The following is an 18,502-nucleotide window of genomic DNA, read 5'->3' on the forward strand; positions in this document are numbered from 1 at the left end:
ATTCTTCTCGCAATGACGATGAAACTAATCCATGCGAGAATGACATCCTGAACGTTCGTACACTATAGAGTCAAGCTACAGAGTGACAGTAAAAAAACCGAAGCTTAATAACAATCATTATTCTTCCGTTATTACTTCACTTTCACCGACTAATGCTATTTTAAATTCTACTATTTCTGATATCGTTTTTCCATCATATATACTAAACCCTACTCCTCTAAATTCTACTTTTGCGTTGATATCAGCACCATATGATACTAACAGCTTATATATTTCGTCATCCTTAATATCTTTAGAAGTACATCGAACGTTTTTGGCAACCGCATGCAAAGGCGTTTTCTCCGGATTTTCTTTGATCAACTACAACTCCGTTCTTAAGTAATAGTTTTGCTACATTAAAGTGCTTACCGCTTCATATAAAGGTGATCCTAGCCAAGCTCCATCGTTCCCGTTTACTGCATCTCCTTTTGATATTAGTATTCTGCTACTTTATAATTTCCGTGACGTGCGGCTAAATTTAAAGGAGTATCCTTAAAAATATCACTACACATATTAACATTTGCTTTTTTTTCTTCGACTAACCATTTAGCAACTTTTAGCGCATTATTTGTAGATGCCGAAAATAGTTCAGTAGTAGATACTGCACGTAATTTATTTAAACTCCTTACTACGCCCACTTTATCAAGAAAGATAGACTCTTTTAAAATATTTTCAAAACCATATCGATTTACATAAGACTTTATATCTTTTGATAACAGAGTTAAATTACGCTTTAATAGTTCCTTTATCATATTCTACTTATTTATAATTTGTATTTCTTAAAGGTGATAAAGAGCCTTTTGCAGGAATGACACTAAACTCCTACTGATTAATTCTTGCCGTGCAGATTCCTTCGGTGATTTCTTTCAGTTTTTCTACTCTATCTATTAAATATAAAAGTTGTTCTTTTGTAATTTTATAGTTTTTATCATATCTTGCGTCAACATAAGCTTTTTGAAGCAACTCAAAACATTCTTTTTGCTCCGGGGTTGCTATAGGAAATACTTGCAATAACTCACTATTATAATTTTCTGCCATACTACCTAATTTTTCTATATCATGTAGCTTTGGTTTATAGTTTGAAAAAACTAATAAAATAGTGCTATAAAGACTTTCCGTAGCTTGATGTAACTCAAAAGCACATTTATTTAAATTACCTCTTAGCAAAATATTATGAACATCAATAAAACATTCGTTAGCATGTTTAAACCATTCTTTATAATAATCTTTAACAATTTCTTTCATCTCGCTCCAAGGTAACTCCTTAGCTTCGCTTAAGGTAAATTTACCGCTATTATATAAAAAAATACCTTCTTTTTTTATTTATATCCGTGTAAAAATAACGCCCTATCTCCAACTGTCTATTTACTTCATCAATTGACTCTAGAATTATCGATATTAATGAATCATACGGAATAATTTGCTTAGGATTTATTACTCCTGTTTTTTCTAATCTTTTATATATATTATCTTCTAACCTTAAAGTAGCATGCCCTTTATATTTACCTTTTTTCAGAATTATCAAAATATCGGTATCGCTATGGTAACCGTTAGGTAGATCACGTACCCGCAAAAGAGCCGTACAAGATAATCATAGCGATTTTATCTTGTGCAATATCTAAAATTTGCTGCACTATAAAATTAAGCCTAGCTTGGATTTTTAGAGAACGTTCAGGTAAAGTGGTTTTTATCTACTCATTTGCACCATGACAATATTTATATTTCTTGCCTGAACCGCACGGACATAGCTCATTACGAGATACCCTACCCCAACTAGTAGGATCTTCAGGTTTTCTATCTTTTGGGTCAATGCGTGATACGACGGGTTTAAGGTCAGTCTCAAGGCTACTTCCTGCATTATATTTACTAAATGCCGGATCTTCCCGACTCTCACACATATTTTTCTGAAGTTTTTTATGCTCAAGCGAAACATCTTCTTTTTGAACATGTTTTAAGTCGATATGGAAGTGATATACTGTTTGAATAAATAATTCTTTTAAATTATTAAGCATCTGCTCGAATAAGTTAAGTGCTTCTCTTTTATACTCGCTAAGAGGGTCTTTTTGAGCATAAGCTCGAAGCGATATGCCTTGTCTTAAATGATCTAAGCTATATAAATGATCTTTCCAAACTTGATCAAGGGTAGTTAGTAAAATATATTTCACGGCATTATGCATTAACTCGCTACTATAAGCTTCTTCTTTTGACTTATATATATCATGAGCCATTTGTATAACGGTCTTCGTGATTTCTTCTTCCGTTACATCATTTTTACTTACTAAATTATGATCAAATTTTATAGAAAAAACACGATGTAATTCTACGCTTAAATTTTCTATATCCCAATCTTCTCTATAAGAGCCTACCGGCATGAAAGTTAATACTATCTTTTTGGCGAGTTCCTCAGTAGTACTATTTAAGAAACCGTGACTATCTTTAGATTTAATAATTTCAGTACGTTGCTCGTATATTATCTTACGTTGGTCATTCATTACATCATCAAAACGTAATAAATTTTTACGCATCTCGTAGTTATGTCCTTCAACTTTTTGCTGAGCTTTCTCAAGTGAACGACTAATCATCGGATGGTGGATAGCCTCTCCGTCTTTCAATCCAAGTGTTCTAAGGACTCCTGATATACGATCTGATGCAAAAATACGCATTAAATCGTCATCAAGCGATAGGAAAAACTTAGTTTTACCAGGATCACCTTGTCTACCTGATCTTCCTCTTAGCTGATTATCTATCCTACGGCTTTCATGCCTTTCCGTACCTATCACAAATAAGCCGCCTGCTTCAATAACCTGCTTCTTTTCTTCGGCAATTTGAGCTTTTATTTCAGCTATTTTAGCTTCATAATTATGTTCTTTATCTAGCTGCTCTATTAACATTTCAGGGTTACCGCCAAGCATAATATCAGTGCCTCGCCCTGCCATATTAGTTGCAATCGTTACTGCCTTAAACCTACCTGCTTGAGCAATAATAAAAGCTTCCTGCTCATGAAATTTGGCGTTTAATACTTTATGAGGGATTTTTTCTTTATTTAAAACGCTTGAAAGTTCTTCTGACTTTTCTATGCTTATCGTACCGACAAGTATAGGCTGACCACGATCGTAACAATCCTTAATCAGTTTTAAGATAGCATCATATTTTTCTTTTTTACTACCGTAAATCTCGTCATCAAGGTCAAGCCTTGTGACTTTATTATGGGTTGGGACTGCGACCACATCGAGATTATATATGTCTTTTAGTTCGGGTGCTTCGGTCATAGCCGTACCGGTCATACCCGATAATTTAGGATAATTACGGAAATAATTTTGGAAAGTGATGGATGCAAGAGTTTGGTTTTCATTTTGAATTTTCACATTTTCTTTTGCTTCTAATGCTTGATGTAGACCTTCTGAATATCTACGCCCTTCCATTACACGACCGGTAAACTCATCAATAATCATTACTTTACCTTCACGCACCAAATAATCTACATCAACAGTAAACATATTATGAGCTCTTAAGGCTTGGTTAACATAATGTACTAAAGTTAAATTCTCAAAATCATATAAACCGGTATCAGGTTTTATAATATTTTCTTTACTTAAAAGCGATTCTATATGCGTAATGCCGGTTTCCGTTAAATTGATAGTTTTTAATTTTTCGTCTTTTTCAAAATCACTTGCATTAAGCAGGCGTACAATTTTATCAATTTTACCGTATAATTCTGAATTATCATTAACCGGACCTGAGATAACTAGCGGAGTTCTTGCTTCATCTATCAAAATCGAATCAACCTCATCGATGATAGCAAAATTAAAAGGACGAAGTACTCGCTCTTGCAAACTATACTTCATATTATCCCTTAAATAGTCGAAACCGAGTTCATTATTTGTTGCATGGGTAATATCGGCATTATAGGCAGCTCGTTTTGCTTCATCAAGCATACCGGCAACAATACATCCAACCGATAAACCTAAAAAATTGTAAATTTTACCCATGGAAGCAGAATCACGGCTTGCCAAATAATCATTCACGGTTACAACATGTACGCCTTTTCCGGTTAAAGCATTTAAGTAAGCAGGAAGCGTTGCAACTAAGGTCTTACCCTCACCGGTACGCATTTCGGTAATCATGCCTCTATGTAATATAAGACCACCTATAAGTTGAACGTCAAAATGACGCATACCGCAAACTCTTCTAGCCGCTTCCCTAACTACTGCAAACGCCTCATATACTATATCGTCTAAAGTTGCTCCGTTTTTAAGCTTTTCTTTAAACTCTACAGTTTTATTCTTCAACTCCTCGTCTGATAATTTTTGTATAGCAGGCTCAAGCGAGTTAATTTTTGTAACTTCGGAAAATAGTTTTTTTACAGTACGATCATTTGCAGTACCGAAAAGTTTTTTTAAAATAGAAAGCATTAAAGTCCTTATGATATTTTTAGTATTTTAGTACTTAAATATAGGTATATTTTATAAAATTATCAAATGTTATAATTTTATTTAAATGAATAATTTTTTATTGAAAGGCATTTTTTTACTACATACAAATATTTGTAAATTATTATTAATAAATAAAATATTCTCAAATAGCTGTTGACGGTTATATATTATTTTTATAAAATTTAAGCTTATGTTTAACACAATTATGAGTCATAAATGAAAAAATTATCTGTTATATTTTTATCAGTTAGCATGCTTTCCGGTATTGCTTTTGCCGATAAAGACAAAGTAGTTGCTACCTATAAAGGCGGTGAAGTAAAAGAATCGCAAATTATGAAAGAATTTAAGCCTCAGCTTAATCTTCAATCAGGTGAAACAATCAAAAATTTTGATGATTTTCCGCCGCAAGATCAGGAAAAATTAATAAAAATTTATGTTAATAATCTTTTGTTAAAGGAAGAAGTTGCTAAATCAAACATTACTTCATCTAAAGAATTCCAAGAAAAACTTGAAAATGCAAAAAATCAATTAGCTCAACAAGAATTACTAGCAAATTACATAAAATCTAACATTACAGATAAGATGTTTGATGACGAATATACTAAATATGTCGGTAATCTTAAAGGTAAAGAGCAAATAAAAGTTGCTCATATTTTAGTTAAATCCCAAAAAGAAGCTAACAATATAAAGACCAAATTAAGCAAAGGCGGAAATTTCACTAAGCTTGCAGAAGAGTCATCTCTTGATAAAGCTTCAGCTTCAAACGGCGGCGTTATCGGTTACATTCTACTAAATCAACCTGGGCAGTTAGTACCGGAATTTGAAAAGAAAGCTTTTGCTTTAAAAGTAAATGAAGTTTCAACTCCTGTAAAAACCGATTTCGGTTGGCATATTATCAAAGTGCTTGAGAAAAAACCTGTGCCTATTCCAACAAAAGAAGAAGCAAAAGTAACTATTGATAATATATTAGCTACAGAAATACTAAAGAAATATATTTCTGATTTAGAAGCTAAAGCTGATTTAAAAATCATGTTACCTAAAGCAGATAGCAAAGCCGGATCGTAATTTATATTTTGTCATTGCGAGCGGGTATTGTTGCGTGGGTAGCAATCTCATGAAATAATAACAAAATCCTGAGATTACTTCGTAATTTCCTCGCAATGACGGGAAAACTGATCTACGCAGGCATAACATTATAACTACTCTCAATCACAGCAAATGCTACGCATACAGGATAATCATCAGAAAGAGAAAGGTGAGTATTAAAAGGAGGGAGTTTGTTTGTATAGTTTGAACTAACTTCTACTATAGGCTTGCCTAAATCATCATTTAGTATAGTAATATCTTTAAAATTTATACCTTGACCTATACCGACTCCAAAGGCTTTACTAACAGCCTCTTTAGCAGCAAAACGCTTGGCTAAAAAAGCAACACAGTTTGTTTTATCCAACAAAGCAAACTGTTTTAATTCCTTTGAAGCTAGAATTTTTTTAGCAAAAAGTTCCGGATATAAATGTAATATCTTTTCGATTCTAGGAATTTGTACTATATCAGTACCGACACCGATAAGCATCTACTTATCGGTTTCATAATCTTCGCCATTCTCATCAATAAAGATTTGATCATCTAAATCAGAATAATCTTCCCCGATATAAACTTCAGATAAATACTCAAATTTTTCTTCTACATCTTCTGATTTATCTTGATCAACAAGTGGCTCTATCATAGTTCTTGTACGCAGACTGTTTATTAAGTCTTGTTCTAACTGGGCTACCGATACTTTTCCGGCAGCAATTCTACGTAATGAGATAACAGGAGGTTTATCACGCTTTTCTTTTTTTATTTGACTAGTTTCTACTTTACAATTTAATAATTTAGCATATCTTGTTGCTAGAACAACAAGCCGAAACCTATCCGGTATAATTTTATTACAATCTTCTGCTGTAATTCTTGCCATAATTTTCTCCGTTAAAAATAATATACTACGAATAAATAAGAAGTGAGTATACGAAGATCAACTTCAAAAAGAGCAAGGAGTTCACAAGTCGAGGAACGGAGCGTATAATACGTGAGTACCGTAGATATTGTAGAACGACGCAGCCAATTTTTGAAGTTCATCGAGTATGTTATACTCTTTTTATATCCGCACCGCAATTACTTAATTTTTTTTCTAAATCTTGGAAGCCACGATCTAAGTGATATATTCGATGTAATACGGTTTTGCTATTAGTACTAAGACCGGCGAGTATTAGCGATACCGAAGCTCTAAGGTCACTTGCCATAACTTCCGCTCCTTTTAACATTTCTACACCTCGGACGACCGCCTTATTACCTCGTACTACTATATCTGCTCCCATCCTACATAATTCAGGGACATGCATGAAACGATTTTCAAAAATATTTTCGGTGATCATTGAAACACCGTTGCTAAGCGTCATAAGACTCATAAATTGTGCTTGTAAATCTGTGGCAAACCCAGGATAGGGATTAGTTTCTAAATCAACTGAATTTAACTTCCCTTCATAAGTTACTTGGACTCCGTTATTGATCGGCACGACTTTTATACCCGTTTCAATGAGTTTTAAAGCTATATTTTCTATAATATGGTAATCAATTCCACAAATTTTCACATCACCTTTAGTAATAGCTGCCGCAAACATATAAGTACCGACTTCAATACGATCAGAAAGTACTTTATAGCTCGCTTTATTTAAAGAATCTTTACCTTTAATCGTTACTTCGCTAGTGCCGACACCTGCAATATCGGCTCCCATTTTAATAAGACAATTACATAAATCAACTATCTCCGGCTCTCGACCGCAATTAAAAAGCACAGTTTCTCCCTCTGCTAAAACAGCTGCAAGTATTGCATTAATCGTAGCACCTACGGAAACTTTATCAAAAACAAAATGAGTACCTTTTAAGCGTCCTTTACTTGAAGCGTTAATATAACCGTCTTCTATTTCAATCGTAGCTCCCATAGCTTTTAATACGGCAATATGCAAATCTACTTGCCTTGCTCCAATAGCACAACCACCCGGAAGCGATACTTTTGCTTTACCGTATTTGGTAAGCAAAGGACCAAGCACCCAAATCGATGCTCTCATTTTACGGACTATTTCATAATCTGCAGTAAAGTTATTTATATTTCCGGTATTAATTATAAGCTCAAATTCATCTTGGTGTTCTATTATTTCAATATCCGCTCCGTGACTTCTTAGCAAATCTTTCATAGTACTAACATCCGTTAATTTTGGAACATTAGTAATATGTAGTTTATCGGTAAGAATAGACGCCGCCATAATGGGTAACACGGCATTTTTAGCACCGCTAATATTAATACTACCTTCAAGAGGCTTACCGCCGTGAATAATTAATTTTTGCATAAATTATTTTGATAAAATTGTAACGTCATTGCGAGGAGAAACTGATTATATTGTCATCCCGCGACTTGATCGCGGGATCCAGTTAAAAATACTAATATTATTAGTATTTTTAGTTATTTTCTGGATACCGTGGTCAAGCCACGGTATGACACCGATTATACTACACATCCAAATTCACGACATTTAAAGAATTCGCTTGAATAAATAATCTGCGAGGCTCAACAACGTCACCCATTAAAGTAGAGAAAATGCCCTCCGCTTCATCGACTTCCGCAACTCTTACCTGAAGCAAAGTTCTTTTTGCAGGGTCAAGAGTAGTTTCCCATAATTGGTCGGAATTCATCTCACCAAGACCCTTAAAACGCTGGATGTTTATACCTTTTTTCCCGCATTCTATAATAGTATTTAACAACTGGCTTGGCGTTAAAATATCGAATTCTTGACTTTTCACTATAAGCTTTAATTGCTTACCGAATATACCAAAAATTGTTAAAGCAAGCTTTGATATTTGTACAAACTCAAATGATTCCAACTGCTCTTTCAACAATATTTTACTTTCTTTTAAACCCCTACTAAAGCGGAAGAACTCTATTTTATTTTCATGTTTTAAAATTTCCCAATTAGTTTTATCAGGCGACTCTTCTAAGCTATTTAAAACATCTAAAGTTTTTTCAAGTCTTAAATCACTTTCAGCTTCAAATATTTTGTTATTAAGTAAGTCATTAATTGCAAGAATTTCAGTAATTGAGCGATTAAATTTTTTGCTAGCATGATCAAGCAAGCTGTTAAACTTAACTACTTTATTAATTAGCTCTTCTAAATTATCGCCTACTAACTGTTCTTTACCGTCTAGAGTTAAGGTTGTATCATTAATAGTTGATTTTATCAAATAATCTTGCAGTGCTTGTTCATTCTTTAAATAAAGCTCGGCTGCTCCTTTCTTTACCTTATAAAGCGGCGGCTGGGCTATGTATAGATAACCTTTATTTATTAGCTCCGGCATATGACGATAAAAGAATGTAAGTAATAATGTTCTAATATGTGAACCGTCAACATCAGCATCGGTCATAATAATAACTTTATGGTATCTAAGCTTTTCTAAGGAAAATTCTCGTTCAACACTAATCCCAAGAGCTGTAATTAACGTACCGATTTGGTCCGAACCGAGCATTTTATCAAACCTTGCTCGCTCAACGTTCAAAATTTTACCACGCAGAGGCAATATAGCCTGAATTTTACTATCCCTACCCTGTTTTGCAGTACCGCCCGCAGAGTCTCCCTCAACAATAAACAATTCTGAAATTGCCGGATCTTTTGCATGGCAATCGGCAAGCTTACCGGGTAAATTCGAGACTTCTAAAGCTGATTTTCTTCGAGTTAGCTCCCTTGCTTTTCTAGCAGCTTCACGAGCATTAGCCGCTTCCATAATCTTAGCTATAATTGCCTTAGCTTCCGCCGGATGCTCTTCAAACCACTCAAGAACCTTTGTATAAACTGCATTCTCAACAACCGGTCGTACTTCGGAGCTTACTAGCTTATCTTTTGTTTGAGAAGAAAATTTAGGATCAGGAACTTTAACGGAAAGCACACAACATAGCCCTTCCCTAGTATCTTCACCGCTAAAGTCATTTTTAGCTTTTTTATTAAGACCCGTAGTATCAAGGTAAGAGGTAATAACACGTGTTATCGCTGATTTGAAAGCACTAAGATGAGTTCCGCCGTCACGCTGCCTAATATTATTAGTAAAGCATAAAATATTTTCGTGATAAGAATCGTTCCAATGCATCGCAAGCTCAAGACTTATACCGGACTCAGCATTCTCCGTATTAACTACTATACACGGATGAATAGCGTGCTTCGCTCTGTCTATATATTTTACATAAGCTTCTATACCACCCGTATAATAAAACTCTACTTCCTTAGCTTCTTCAAAGCGATTATCGACGAGTAAAATCTTTACTCCTGAATTTAAAAAAGCAAGCTCACGAAGACGATGTTCTATAGTGCCGGAATCAAATTCTATATTAGTAAACGTTTCTACAGATGGGAAAAAAGTAACTTCCGTACCTTTTTTGTCAATATTTTCTTTGACAACCGCAAGCGGAGCTTCCGTTATACCATTATTAAATCTAATCAAATATTCCTTATTATTACGCCAAATACGCAGCTCAAGCCACTCAGAAAGAGCATTTACAACCGATACACCGACACCGTGTAGACCGCCTGAAACCTTATAAGAGTTCTGATCAAACTTACCGCCGGCGTGAAGTTGCGTCATAATAACTTCAGCTGCCGATATTCCTTCTTCTTCATGAATTTCAACGGGTATACCTCGCCCGTTATCAGATACGGTTACCGAACCGTTTTTATTTAATGTTACTCGTACTAGATCGCAATAACCGACGAGCGATTCGTCGATAGCGTTGTCGACTACTTCATAAATCATATGATGTAGACCCGACCCGTCTCCAATGTCCCCGATATACATTCCGGGTCTTTTTCTTACAGCTTCAAGACCTTTTAAAACCTTAATAGAATCAGCACCGTATGATGATTCGTTAAATTTTTCTTCAATTTCCGACATAATCTTTATATATTTAGCTCTATATATTTGTTGCTAGAAACAATAAAAATTACTATAACGTAACTTATTAAAATAGTAAAGTTTCTTGATTTAAAATTAGCGAGATAACAATGAATACATTAAAGTTAAAAAATATTTTCGACGTGATAGATGATTATGATGTGTTTTTATTTGATCTTTGGGGTGTAGTAATCGAAGGAGGACATACTTATCCGGGCGTCGTAGAAAATATTAATAAAATTATTAAACGGAAAAAAGTATATTTTGTTACTAATGCTCCGCGAAATATTTTTTCGCTGCATCAAACAATTAAATCTTGGGGAGTAAACGTGTTACCTGAAATGATTATTAGCTCAGGTGAAATAGCAGTGCAAATGATCCTAGAAAGTAAAAAACGATTCGGTATTGAAAAGCCGATAATATATCACTTAGGACATTTAGAAAATGATATAATAAACGGAATTCAATGTCCTATCACTGATGATATTAACAAAGCTAATATTTTCTTAATGACTATCTATAGAGATGAAAACGAAAATTTAGATTTAAACGAGTTCAATGAATTATTTAAAATTGTTGTACAACATAAAATGGTCAATATTTGTGCTAATCCTGACCTTGGAATAAATCAGCACAGTGTTTATAGATATTGTAGCGGCTATTATGCTGAAAAAATAAAGCAGCTTGGTGGAAAAGTAATTTATAGCGGTAAGCCATATGAAGAAATATATAGCAAGATTTTAAAAGAATGTCATAATACCCCTAAGAATCGTATGTTAATGATTGGGGACACTTTTTACACCGATATACTTGCTGCAAATCGCCTCGGTATAGACTCTGGCCTAGTGTTAACCGGAAATTCTAGAGAATATCACATTAATTTTGATAATATTGAAGAAAAACTAGATAGTTTAACGAAAGCTGCTGCTAAACAATCGATTACACCTAGTTTTGTTGTTGATTTATCTTGAATAGCTTTGCCATCATTGCGAGGAAAAACTGTAAGTTTTGACGAAGCAATCTCGTGCTAAAGTCCTGAGATTGCCATGCTCCTTTTAGTCGCTCGCAATGACGGAAACCTATATATGCCCTTGCAATGACGTCAAAACAACAACTCTATTGATATTTTACTTATAATCTGCTATAGAGTAAAACTTAAGCGGTCGTGGCGAAATTGGTAGACGCGCAGCATTGAGGGTGCTGTTCTGTAAAAAGATTGGAAGTTCAAGTCTTCTCGACCGCACCATTCGCCGGTTTTTCACAAAGTCAGATTAGCGACTTCTTGCTGCAGGTTGCTCTTTTCTTTGTTCTGAGGTCACTGCCTTAAAACTTTTCTGTTTTAACACTTCAGATTTTATATTTACTCCTAAGTTCTTCTTGTTAGCAAATGTTTGTGCTAATTGTATACTCCTGATAAATGAAAAGGAGTTAAAATAAAAACTATTGCTTATTTGTACTCTGTGATTTATATTGATTAGTAAATTGTACACAATTCTGTGCCAAGCATAACTAAATCAGTTTTAAATAATTATAATTAACTAAGTCTAATAGACTATTAGGTAAATAGGTCATGCCTAATTTCAATATATTTAAAAGCATCTTACCTGATCGTCACGATCAATTTGCTGAAATTTTTGATCAAATTAATGATCTGATCGAAGATCACAATTATGATGCTGCTGCAAGCAGGCTGGCCAAACTTCATTATGCCGATTTAGCGGATTTCTTAGATAATCTTAACAATAAAACATATAAAATAATTATTCCCTTATTACAGGATGAAATTAAGCCTGAAACGTTAGTATCGTTAAATGCTTATAGTAAACCTCTAATAATAGAAACTTTAGGCATAAAAAAATCTGCAGAATTAATCAATAAGCTAGTTATAGAAGATGCTATTGAAGTAGTAATCGATCTAGACGATGATATAAAAGACCTTATCCTAAGTAATCTCACTAAAGAAAAAAAACACCAAATTACCGTAGGTTGTACATATCCTGAAAATACGGTAGGTAGAGTAATTGAGCGAGATTTTATTAATCTTCAAGAAGGATGGACGGTCGAGGAATCATTAAATTTTATCAAGAACGTAAAAAATGACTTTTATGCTGCAATTGTTACGGATAATAAATTACGCCCTATCGGTATTATTTCTCTTAGCACGCTAATTAAAGGCAAAAAAAATGAATTAATAAAAGATTTGATGAGCAAAGATTTTAAGCTTGCAGATGCTTTTACCGACTTAAACGAACTAAGCTTCATTTTTAGACAATATGCTTTAACTATTGTACCGGTAGTAAATAAAAGCGGTAAGTTAGTAGGTAGCGTATCAATCGATAATATAATTTATATTATCGAAGAACAAGCCGGAAAAGATATATTATCATTAAGCGGGGTACACACTCAAGATACTTTCTTCAATGTATTTTATACCGTTAAACATCGTTTTCCTTGGCTCTTTGTTAATTTAATCACTGCCTGCATGACCTCACTTATCATTAACCATTTTAACGATACTATTGCAAAACTTGTAACACTTGCAGCCACTATGCCTATTGTAGCTTCAATGGGCGGAAATGCCGGAACACAAGCCATGACCGTTACGGTTAGAGCCCTTGCTAATAAAGATATTCATTATAATAATATCAATAAAGTTATATTAAAAGAAATAGCCGTATCGGCTTTTAACGGTTTTGTACTTGCAATTATCGGAGCAGGACTTAGCTTTGTGATGTTGCTTGACTTAAATCTTAGCGTTATTTTTGCTATTGCAGTTATTTTAAATTTTTTAGTAGCCGGATTATTCGGCTCTGCTATTCCTATAATACTGCATTATTTTGATATAGACCCCGCTGCAGGCTCCGGTGTATTTCTAACAACCATAACCGATGCTCTAGGTTTCTTAACTTTCTTAAGCCTTGCTCATATTTTTTTAGTGTAAAATTTGGTGTTTATTCAAATAAAAATACGTACGCATTGCAGCAAACAGTAGCTATAGCTCCAAGACATTTACATATACCACAACTTGTATCCTGATTTTCAAAGTCGGTAATATTATTAATATTATTCTCATAAGATATATTATTATCTCTTTGTATATTCTGATTATTATTATTAATATTCGACTCTTTGAACAATAAATTTGCAACAGTTAGTATTAACTCACTCTGTGATGCAGTTAGATTAGTATTATTTAAGGAACTAGCTTGTGCGTACTCTTGTACTTCTAAACTATTACGGTTTAACATAGTGACATTTTGACTTTAGGATTAATATTTAAAATTATATAACAATAATCTTTAATCTGCAGCTATTTATTACTGCAATTTTTGGCATTTCCTCGAAACGGTTGATATCGTCATGAGCTAAGCGACTGCAAAGAGCGTGGCAATGACGTAAACTTTTCAAATTATCAACTTTTCTAGGCAATGCCTAATTTTTTAATTAATAGCCCACAAATTATAATGAAATAAGAAATAACTTTTATGGAAGATATAAACTCTTGGAAAGAAAAGTTTGAAATTTGTGTTTATAGTAAAAAATTACTTGATAAACTCGAATATTTAAATACTAAAGTAGAAAATCCTATAGATATACTTGAAATCAAAAAAGGTATCTACTATGCCTGTAAATATCACGGTTCTCAAATGCGTCAATCAGGCGATCCTTATTATTCGCATCCGATTGAGGTAGCAATTATGCTTGCGGAACTTGTAGCTGAAGAAGCACCTAAGCTTTATAACGTTATTATGCTGCAAGCCGCTTTACTTCATGATACTATTAAAGACACCGAATTAACTGAAGAAGCAATTACCGAAATTTTTGGACCGAAAGTAGCAAAACACGTAGAAGGTCTAACTAGAATTAAATCTTACGGAAAGATATAATACGGCATTAATAAAATTATTTGACCGAATTCATAATGTGCAAACTTTGGGAGTTAAATCACCTGAGAAAGCTAGAAAAATTATTGAAGAGACTTTAATAAATTTTCTTTTGGTCGCTGCTAATATAAATTATAAACTAGAACGAGAATTTGCTGAGTTATGCCTAAAAGTTTTTAATATCGAACTTGAAAGACAAAAAGCTTTTTCTAATAATAACTCTCTACTTCCTCCTCTAACTTTATAAAATGATTTACTCCAAATGTATAACCAATTAGAATTGGAATAATAATCCCCAGTGATTAAAATAATCTATCAAGTAAATTGTTCCAAAAGAAGAAACTGCAAACATTAAAGCTCTTGATAAAGCGAATATAAAACTGCCGCATGTAAAACGTTTTAATACCGGAAATCTTGCATAAAACACTGCACCTGCCGGAAAAGTAGTAGGTGCAAATACTACAAATAAATAATTGGAATAAAAGTAATTCTATAGTATTTGAAATATTATTTAGTAAGATAGGAGACATAATAGCTACAATAGAAAACATTATTAATCTTACTTTAAGGACTTTTAAAGGATGTATTTTACAAATCAAATAAGTAACAATTATTGTACTTATTAATTCTGTACCACAAACAATAAAATTTTGATGAATTACTTGAGCAGCACTGTAATTAAATGAGTTTTTTAGCATATTATCGCAATAAATATAAACAATATAAAATCATAACGGTGCTCCACAATGTATAAAAAAGAAAGCTATTGCTGTTGGTTTATTAATTTTTTCACTCCAAATAGGGCTTGATTTTAGCCGATTATTATCTATCCCCGCTTGTGCTACAGTTTTCTTTATTCGTCTTTTTGCATCAATGAAATCCGGAGTCTCCCTAAGATTTGTCCTTGCAACAGCACCAACTATAGCAATAGCTGTTCCAAACCAAAATGCAATACGCCAATCAAGTCCAAAAGAAGTAACAAGTGTTCCTACCACCAATGCTACGGTTGCACCTAAAGTTACAAAAACAACAAGCGAAGCCACCACCTAATAACGTTGAGGAATTTTTGTCATTTCGGTTAGATAAAGCTCGGCACCTACTACCTCCCCCATAGAGGACATCCCCTGAGCGATCCGACACGCAGTTACTACAAAAGTCGCCGTAATACCAATTTCGGCATAAGTTTTTAAATTAGCCATTATAAGACAACAAAGCGACATTAAAAAAGTTGTAATAATGACCGCGACCTATAGTATCTCCTATCCAACCGAATATTAAAGCACCGATAGGTCTAAATACATATGTTGAACAACATGCAATGGCAGAATATAGAGAAGCAGCTCGTGCATCGGCTTCAGGAAAAAATAGCTCGTTAAGTAGTACCGCCATGTGTGAGATCAAAATATTCAAGATTAGTCAATTACTTTGTAATTTCCTTGCAATGGCGTTAATTTATTAAATAATCTATCTTTATTTAGCAATACCAATAAATTTCTAATTTAATACTTGCAATTTATCTTATAATTACTTATATTCAGACTCGCTTAGATTAAAAAGCACTAAGGCGTTTTATATGTAATTAATTTTGATCCCCTTAAACTTTTTACATTAAAACGCCGTTATTTTATTTAAGCGGGTGTAGCTCAGGGGTAGAGCGCTACCTTGCCAAGGTCGAAGTCGAGGGTTCGAATCCCTTCACCCGCTCCAGTGATTTTTTCTTAAGAAATATTAAAACTATTTCAGTATTAACCTGAATGTTTAGGGTGTCATTCCTGCTTTCGCAAGGCCTTGTTGCATAACTCGTTTTATGTCATTCCCGCGTAGGCGGGAATCCAGAATAAATAGCTTCAATATTGATGGATTCCCGCCTACGCGGGAATGACATAGAGCATGTTTTTCGAGCCAGGCAACAACGCCCTTTCACAAATGACATCGGTAAGTTTATCATAAATTCAATCTTCCAAACCATTTATTTATTTTACCCTTGCATAAAAGCGTTTAGCTAGCTATTTTTATTTTATTAGACTTCTTGGCATAACGTAGCTAATAAGGAGAAATTTGTAGGAGACACTTCACCTCGAACCGCAGCATACACTTAGTACGTGAGGATTCGAGTACCGGATCGACACACAAATTACCCTTAGAAGCAAGTTATGCAAGAAGTCTATTGCAACAATTAGGAAATTACATATGTTAGCAAATACGCAAGATAACCAGACAAACAATAACGACACTATAGAAATACAGGAAACTGAAGCAGTACCTGTAGAAACAAATTCTCTACAATCGGGGTTAACAAGCTTAATACCGATGGTTTTAATTTTTGCCGTATTTTACTTCTTATTATTACGTCCACAAGAAAAACGCCGCAAAGAAAGAGAGAAATTAGTAAGTGAAGTTAAAAAAGGCGAAGAAGTTCTAACAAATAGCGGCATTTACGGTATTGTGACTAAAGTAAGTGAAAATAACAATAATATTGAAATCGAAATAGCTAAAGACGTACGTATTAAAGCTTTAAAAAGTGCTATTATCGATATAACTAGTCGTACAAAAGAAGTAGCAGTAAAAAAAGAAAATAACAAAAAAGATAGGAAGGTAAGCGGTGCAAAATCTTCCTAAATGGAAAATTTTTCTTTCAATTATATGTACGGTTTTTGCGGTTATTTGTGCCTTACCTAATTTCATGCAGGTAAACTCTAAGTTTCTGCCTCATGATTCAGTAAATCTAGGGCTTGACCTTAGAGGAGGAGCCCATTTATTACTCGATGTTGATTTTGACACCTACTTAAATGATTCAATGGAAAATCTTGCCGACACTTTACGCAAAAATTTTCGTGAGGATAAAATCGGCTATAAAAATCTGTTAGTTAGACAAAATAGCATTCAATTAGAAGTAAGATCGCCTGAGGAATTAAAGCCGTTAAAGAAAATAATTAATAAAATCGATCCGGAAATTATCGCTGAAGCAAATGAAAATAAAATAAAGCTTAGCTACAGCGAATCTAGATTAAATGACTTACTTAATAAGGTAGTAGACCAATCTATTGAGATCGTTCGCATGAGAGTTGATAGTACCGGCACTAAAGAGCCGACCCTACAGAAACAAGGCGATAAGCATATATTGCTGCAAGTTCCCGGTGAAGAAAATCCCTCTTACCTGAAGAATATATTAGGGAAAACTGCAAAGCTAACTTTTCATTTAGTTGATGAAAATGCCAATATCGAAGAAGCGGTAAAAGGAAATGTTCCGGTAGGTTCAATGCTAGTTAAGGGAGATAGCGAAAGTCATGGGGAATATTATGTAGTTATAAAGAAAAAAGTTGTTTTAGGTGGAGATCAGCTTACAACCGCTTCAGCTTCTTTTGACCAAAATTCGCAAGCGGTAGTTGCTTTTTCTTTCAACAATTTAGGTAGTAAAATATTTGGTGAAATAACCAAAAATAATACCGGTAAACGCCTTGCTATAGTTTTAGACAATAAATTACTAAGTGCTCCAACGATAAACGGAGCGATTATGGGCGGAAGCGGTATAATAACAGGAAATTTTACCGTTGAGTCGGCAAATGAGCTTGCACTATTATTGCGAGCCGGTTCGCTCCCTGCCCCACTTAAAATTATTGAAGAGAGAAGTATAGGTCCAAATTTGGGTGCTGATTCTATAGAGTCGGGCAAAAAGGCAGGACTTATAGGATTTATAGCAGTATGTATATTTATGGTTTGGTCTTACGGTGTGCTTGGTTTATTTGCCAATATAGCCTTAAGCCTTGCATTGTTATATATTTTAGCTTTACTTTCACTTTTCCAAGCTACTTTAACTCTGCCGGGAGTTGCAGGAATAATACTAACTATGGGTATGGCTGTTGATGCTAATGTATTGATTTATGAAAGAATTAAAGAGGAATTACATAAGGGAGTTTCTAATCTTTATGCTATTAAAACCGGTTTTGAATCTGCGGTTGCTACTATCCTTGATTCCAACTTAACTACTTTAATCATTGCCTTTTTACTTTATATATTTGGAGTCGGGGCAATAAAAGGTTTTGCCGTTGCACTAACGATCGGGATTATATCTTCAATGTTTTCGGCGATTATCATTACTAAATTGTTAATAGATATTTGGGTAAAATATTTTAAACCTAAAAAACTAGGTCTGGTGTAAGAGGTTATCAGTAATGA

16 protein-coding genes, 2 tRNA genes and 5 pseudogenes are annotated in these 18,502 nt (G+C 34.0%); 9 read left to right on the forward strand and 14 right to left on the reverse strand.

The genetic code is table 11. The features are described 5' to 3' along the window. Nucleotides 1–117 precede the first annotated feature (117 nt). The 4 genes and pseudogenes from MB29_RS01770 to secA form a co-directional block, all read right to left on the reverse strand. A pseudogene (locus tag MB29_RS01770) lies at nt 118–361 on the reverse strand (ankyrin repeat domain-containing protein); the annotation flags it as partial. Nucleotides 362–473: 112 nt separating this feature from the next. Further along, on the reverse strand, nt 474–791 hold the full coding sequence (locus MB29_RS09025) for an ankyrin repeat domain-containing protein (protein ID WP_051965283.1): 318 nt from the start codon (nt 789–791) through the stop codon (nt 474–476). 70 nt (nt 792–861) lie between these two features. Then, a pseudogene (locus MB29_RS14025) lies at nt 862–1,730 on the reverse strand (HEPN domain-containing protein). Next, a complete protein-coding gene (secA, locus tag MB29_RS01795) occupies nt 1,731–4,451 on the reverse strand; it encodes a preprotein translocase subunit SecA (RefSeq protein ID WP_032138825.1) in 2,721 nt (906 codons plus the stop codon). A 237-nt stretch (nt 4,452–4,688) separates the two neighbouring features. Between secA and MB29_RS01800 the strand changes: the two genes are divergently transcribed. Continuing rightward, nucleotides 4,689–5,537, forward strand: coding sequence for a foldase protein PrsA (locus tag MB29_RS01800; RefSeq protein WP_032138826.1), 849 nt, complete (start codon nt 4,689–4,691; stop codon nt 5,535–5,537). A gap of 112 nt (nt 5,538–5,649) precedes the next feature. On the opposite strand, the gene acpS is transcribed toward MB29_RS01800, so the two are convergent. The 5 genes from acpS to gyrB all read right to left on the reverse strand — a co-directional run bounded on the left by acpS (nt 5,650) and on the right by gyrB (nt 10,442). Further along, nucleotides 5,650–6,045, reverse strand: a complete 396-nt coding sequence (gene acpS / locus MB29_RS01805; protein WP_032138827.1) for a holo-ACP synthase — start codon at nt 6,043–6,045, stop codon at nt 5,650–5,652. Beyond that, entirely contained in the window at nt 6,046–6,429 is a 384-nt protein-coding gene (gene rpoZ, locus MB29_RS01810; RefSeq protein ID WP_032138828.1) for a DNA-directed RNA polymerase subunit omega, read from the reverse strand. A 169-nt stretch (nt 6,430–6,598) separates the two neighbouring features. Next, nucleotides 6,599–7,858 (reverse strand): UDP-N-acetylglucosamine 1-carboxyvinyltransferase, encoded by a 1,260-nt coding sequence (gene murA / locus MB29_RS01815; protein WP_032138829.1) that lies wholly within the window; start codon nt 7,856–7,858, stop codon nt 6,599–6,601. Nucleotides 7,859–7,903: 45 nt separating this feature from the next. Next, entirely contained in the window at nt 7,904–8,026 is a 123-nt protein-coding gene (locus tag MB29_RS14435) for a hypothetical protein (protein WP_008580419.1), read from the reverse strand. Then, complete coding sequence (gene gyrB / locus MB29_RS01820) at nt 8,019–10,442, reverse strand: DNA topoisomerase (ATP-hydrolyzing) subunit B (protein WP_032138830.1); 2,424 nt, start codon at nt 10,440–10,442, stop codon at nt 8,019–8,021. Before gyrB ends, MB29_RS14435 begins: the two co-directional genes overlap by 8 nt. A gap of 110 nt (nt 10,443–10,552) precedes the next feature. Between gyrB and MB29_RS01825 the strand changes: the two genes are divergently transcribed. The 3 genes from MB29_RS01825 to mgtE all read left to right on the forward strand — a co-directional run bounded on the left by MB29_RS01825 (nt 10,553) and on the right by mgtE (nt 13,383). Next, complete coding sequence (locus MB29_RS01825; RefSeq protein WP_032138831.1) at nt 10,553–11,413, forward strand: TIGR01459 family HAD-type hydrolase; 861 nt, start codon at nt 10,553–10,555, stop codon at nt 11,411–11,413. 188 nt (nt 11,414–11,601) lie between these two features. Next, nucleotides 11,602–11,688 (forward strand) — tRNA-Leu (locus MB29_RS01830). A gap of 324 nt (nt 11,689–12,012) precedes the next feature. Continuing rightward, a complete protein-coding gene (mgtE, locus tag MB29_RS01835; RefSeq protein WP_032138832.1) occupies nt 12,013–13,383 on the forward strand; it encodes a magnesium transporter in 1,371 nt (456 codons plus the stop codon). 10 nt (nt 13,384–13,393) lie between these two features. Here the strand turns inward: mgtE and MB29_RS01840 are convergent, their stop codons facing one another. Beyond that, on the reverse strand, nt 13,394–13,690 hold the full coding sequence (locus tag MB29_RS01840) for a hypothetical protein (protein ID WP_032138833.1): 297 nt from the start codon (nt 13,688–13,690) through the stop codon (nt 13,394–13,396). A gap of 237 nt (nt 13,691–13,927) precedes the next feature. Here MB29_RS01840 and MB29_RS08075 point away from each other — a divergent pair. Beyond that, nucleotides 13,928–14,573, forward strand: a pseudogene (locus tag MB29_RS08075) (HD domain-containing protein). Here the strand turns inward: MB29_RS08075 and MB29_RS13650 are convergent. The 4 genes and pseudogenes from MB29_RS13650 to MB29_RS11275 form a co-directional block, all read right to left on the reverse strand. Beyond that, nucleotides 14,536–14,868: pseudogene (locus tag MB29_RS13650) on the reverse strand (proline/betaine transporter). The pseudogenes MB29_RS08075 and MB29_RS13650 overlap by 38 nt on opposite strands. A 186-nt stretch (nt 14,869–15,054) precedes the next feature. Next, nucleotides 15,055–15,369 (reverse strand): proline/betaine transporter, encoded by a 315-nt coding sequence (locus tag MB29_RS08080; protein ID WP_233418858.1) that lies wholly within the window; start codon nt 15,367–15,369, stop codon nt 15,055–15,057. Between the two features lie 3 nt (nt 15,370–15,372). After that, a complete protein-coding gene (locus MB29_RS11270) occupies nt 15,373–15,525 on the reverse strand; it encodes a hypothetical protein (protein WP_215426177.1) in 153 nt (50 codons plus the stop codon). Next, nucleotides 15,518–15,715 (reverse strand): hypothetical protein, encoded by a 198-nt coding sequence (locus MB29_RS11275; RefSeq protein ID WP_215426178.1) that lies wholly within the window; start codon nt 15,713–15,715, stop codon nt 15,518–15,520. Before MB29_RS11275 ends, MB29_RS11270 begins: the two co-directional genes overlap by 8 nt. A gap of 243 nt (nt 15,716–15,958) precedes the next feature. On the opposite strand from MB29_RS11275, the gene MB29_RS01860 reads away from it, so the two are divergent. From MB29_RS01860 to secD, 4 genes and pseudogenes are all read left to right on the forward strand, one after another. Continuing rightward, nucleotides 15,959–16,033, forward strand: a tRNA-Gly gene (locus MB29_RS01860). Between the two features lie 326 nt (nt 16,034–16,359). Further along, nucleotides 16,360–16,496, forward strand: a pseudogene (locus MB29_RS09735) (palindromic element RPE1 domain-containing protein); the annotation flags it as partial. Nucleotides 16,497–16,516: 20 nt separating this feature from the next. Beyond that, nucleotides 16,517–16,945: a preprotein translocase subunit YajC gene (gene yajC, locus MB29_RS01865; protein WP_032138834.1), complete on the forward strand. Its 429-nt coding sequence runs from the start codon at nt 16,517–16,519 to the stop codon at nt 16,943–16,945. After that, nucleotides 16,929–18,485 (forward strand): protein translocase subunit SecD, encoded by a 1,557-nt coding sequence (gene secD, locus MB29_RS01870; RefSeq protein ID WP_032138835.1) that lies wholly within the window; start codon nt 16,929–16,931, stop codon nt 18,483–18,485. The genes yajC and secD overlap by 17 nt, the downstream gene beginning before the upstream one ends. The last annotated feature ends 17 nt before the right edge of the window (nt 18,486–18,502 follow it).

Source organism: Rickettsia tamurae (assembly GCF_000751075.1).
In the GTDB taxonomy this organism is placed as follows: Bacteria; Pseudomonadota; Alphaproteobacteria; order Rickettsiales; family Rickettsiaceae; genus Rickettsia; species Rickettsia tamurae.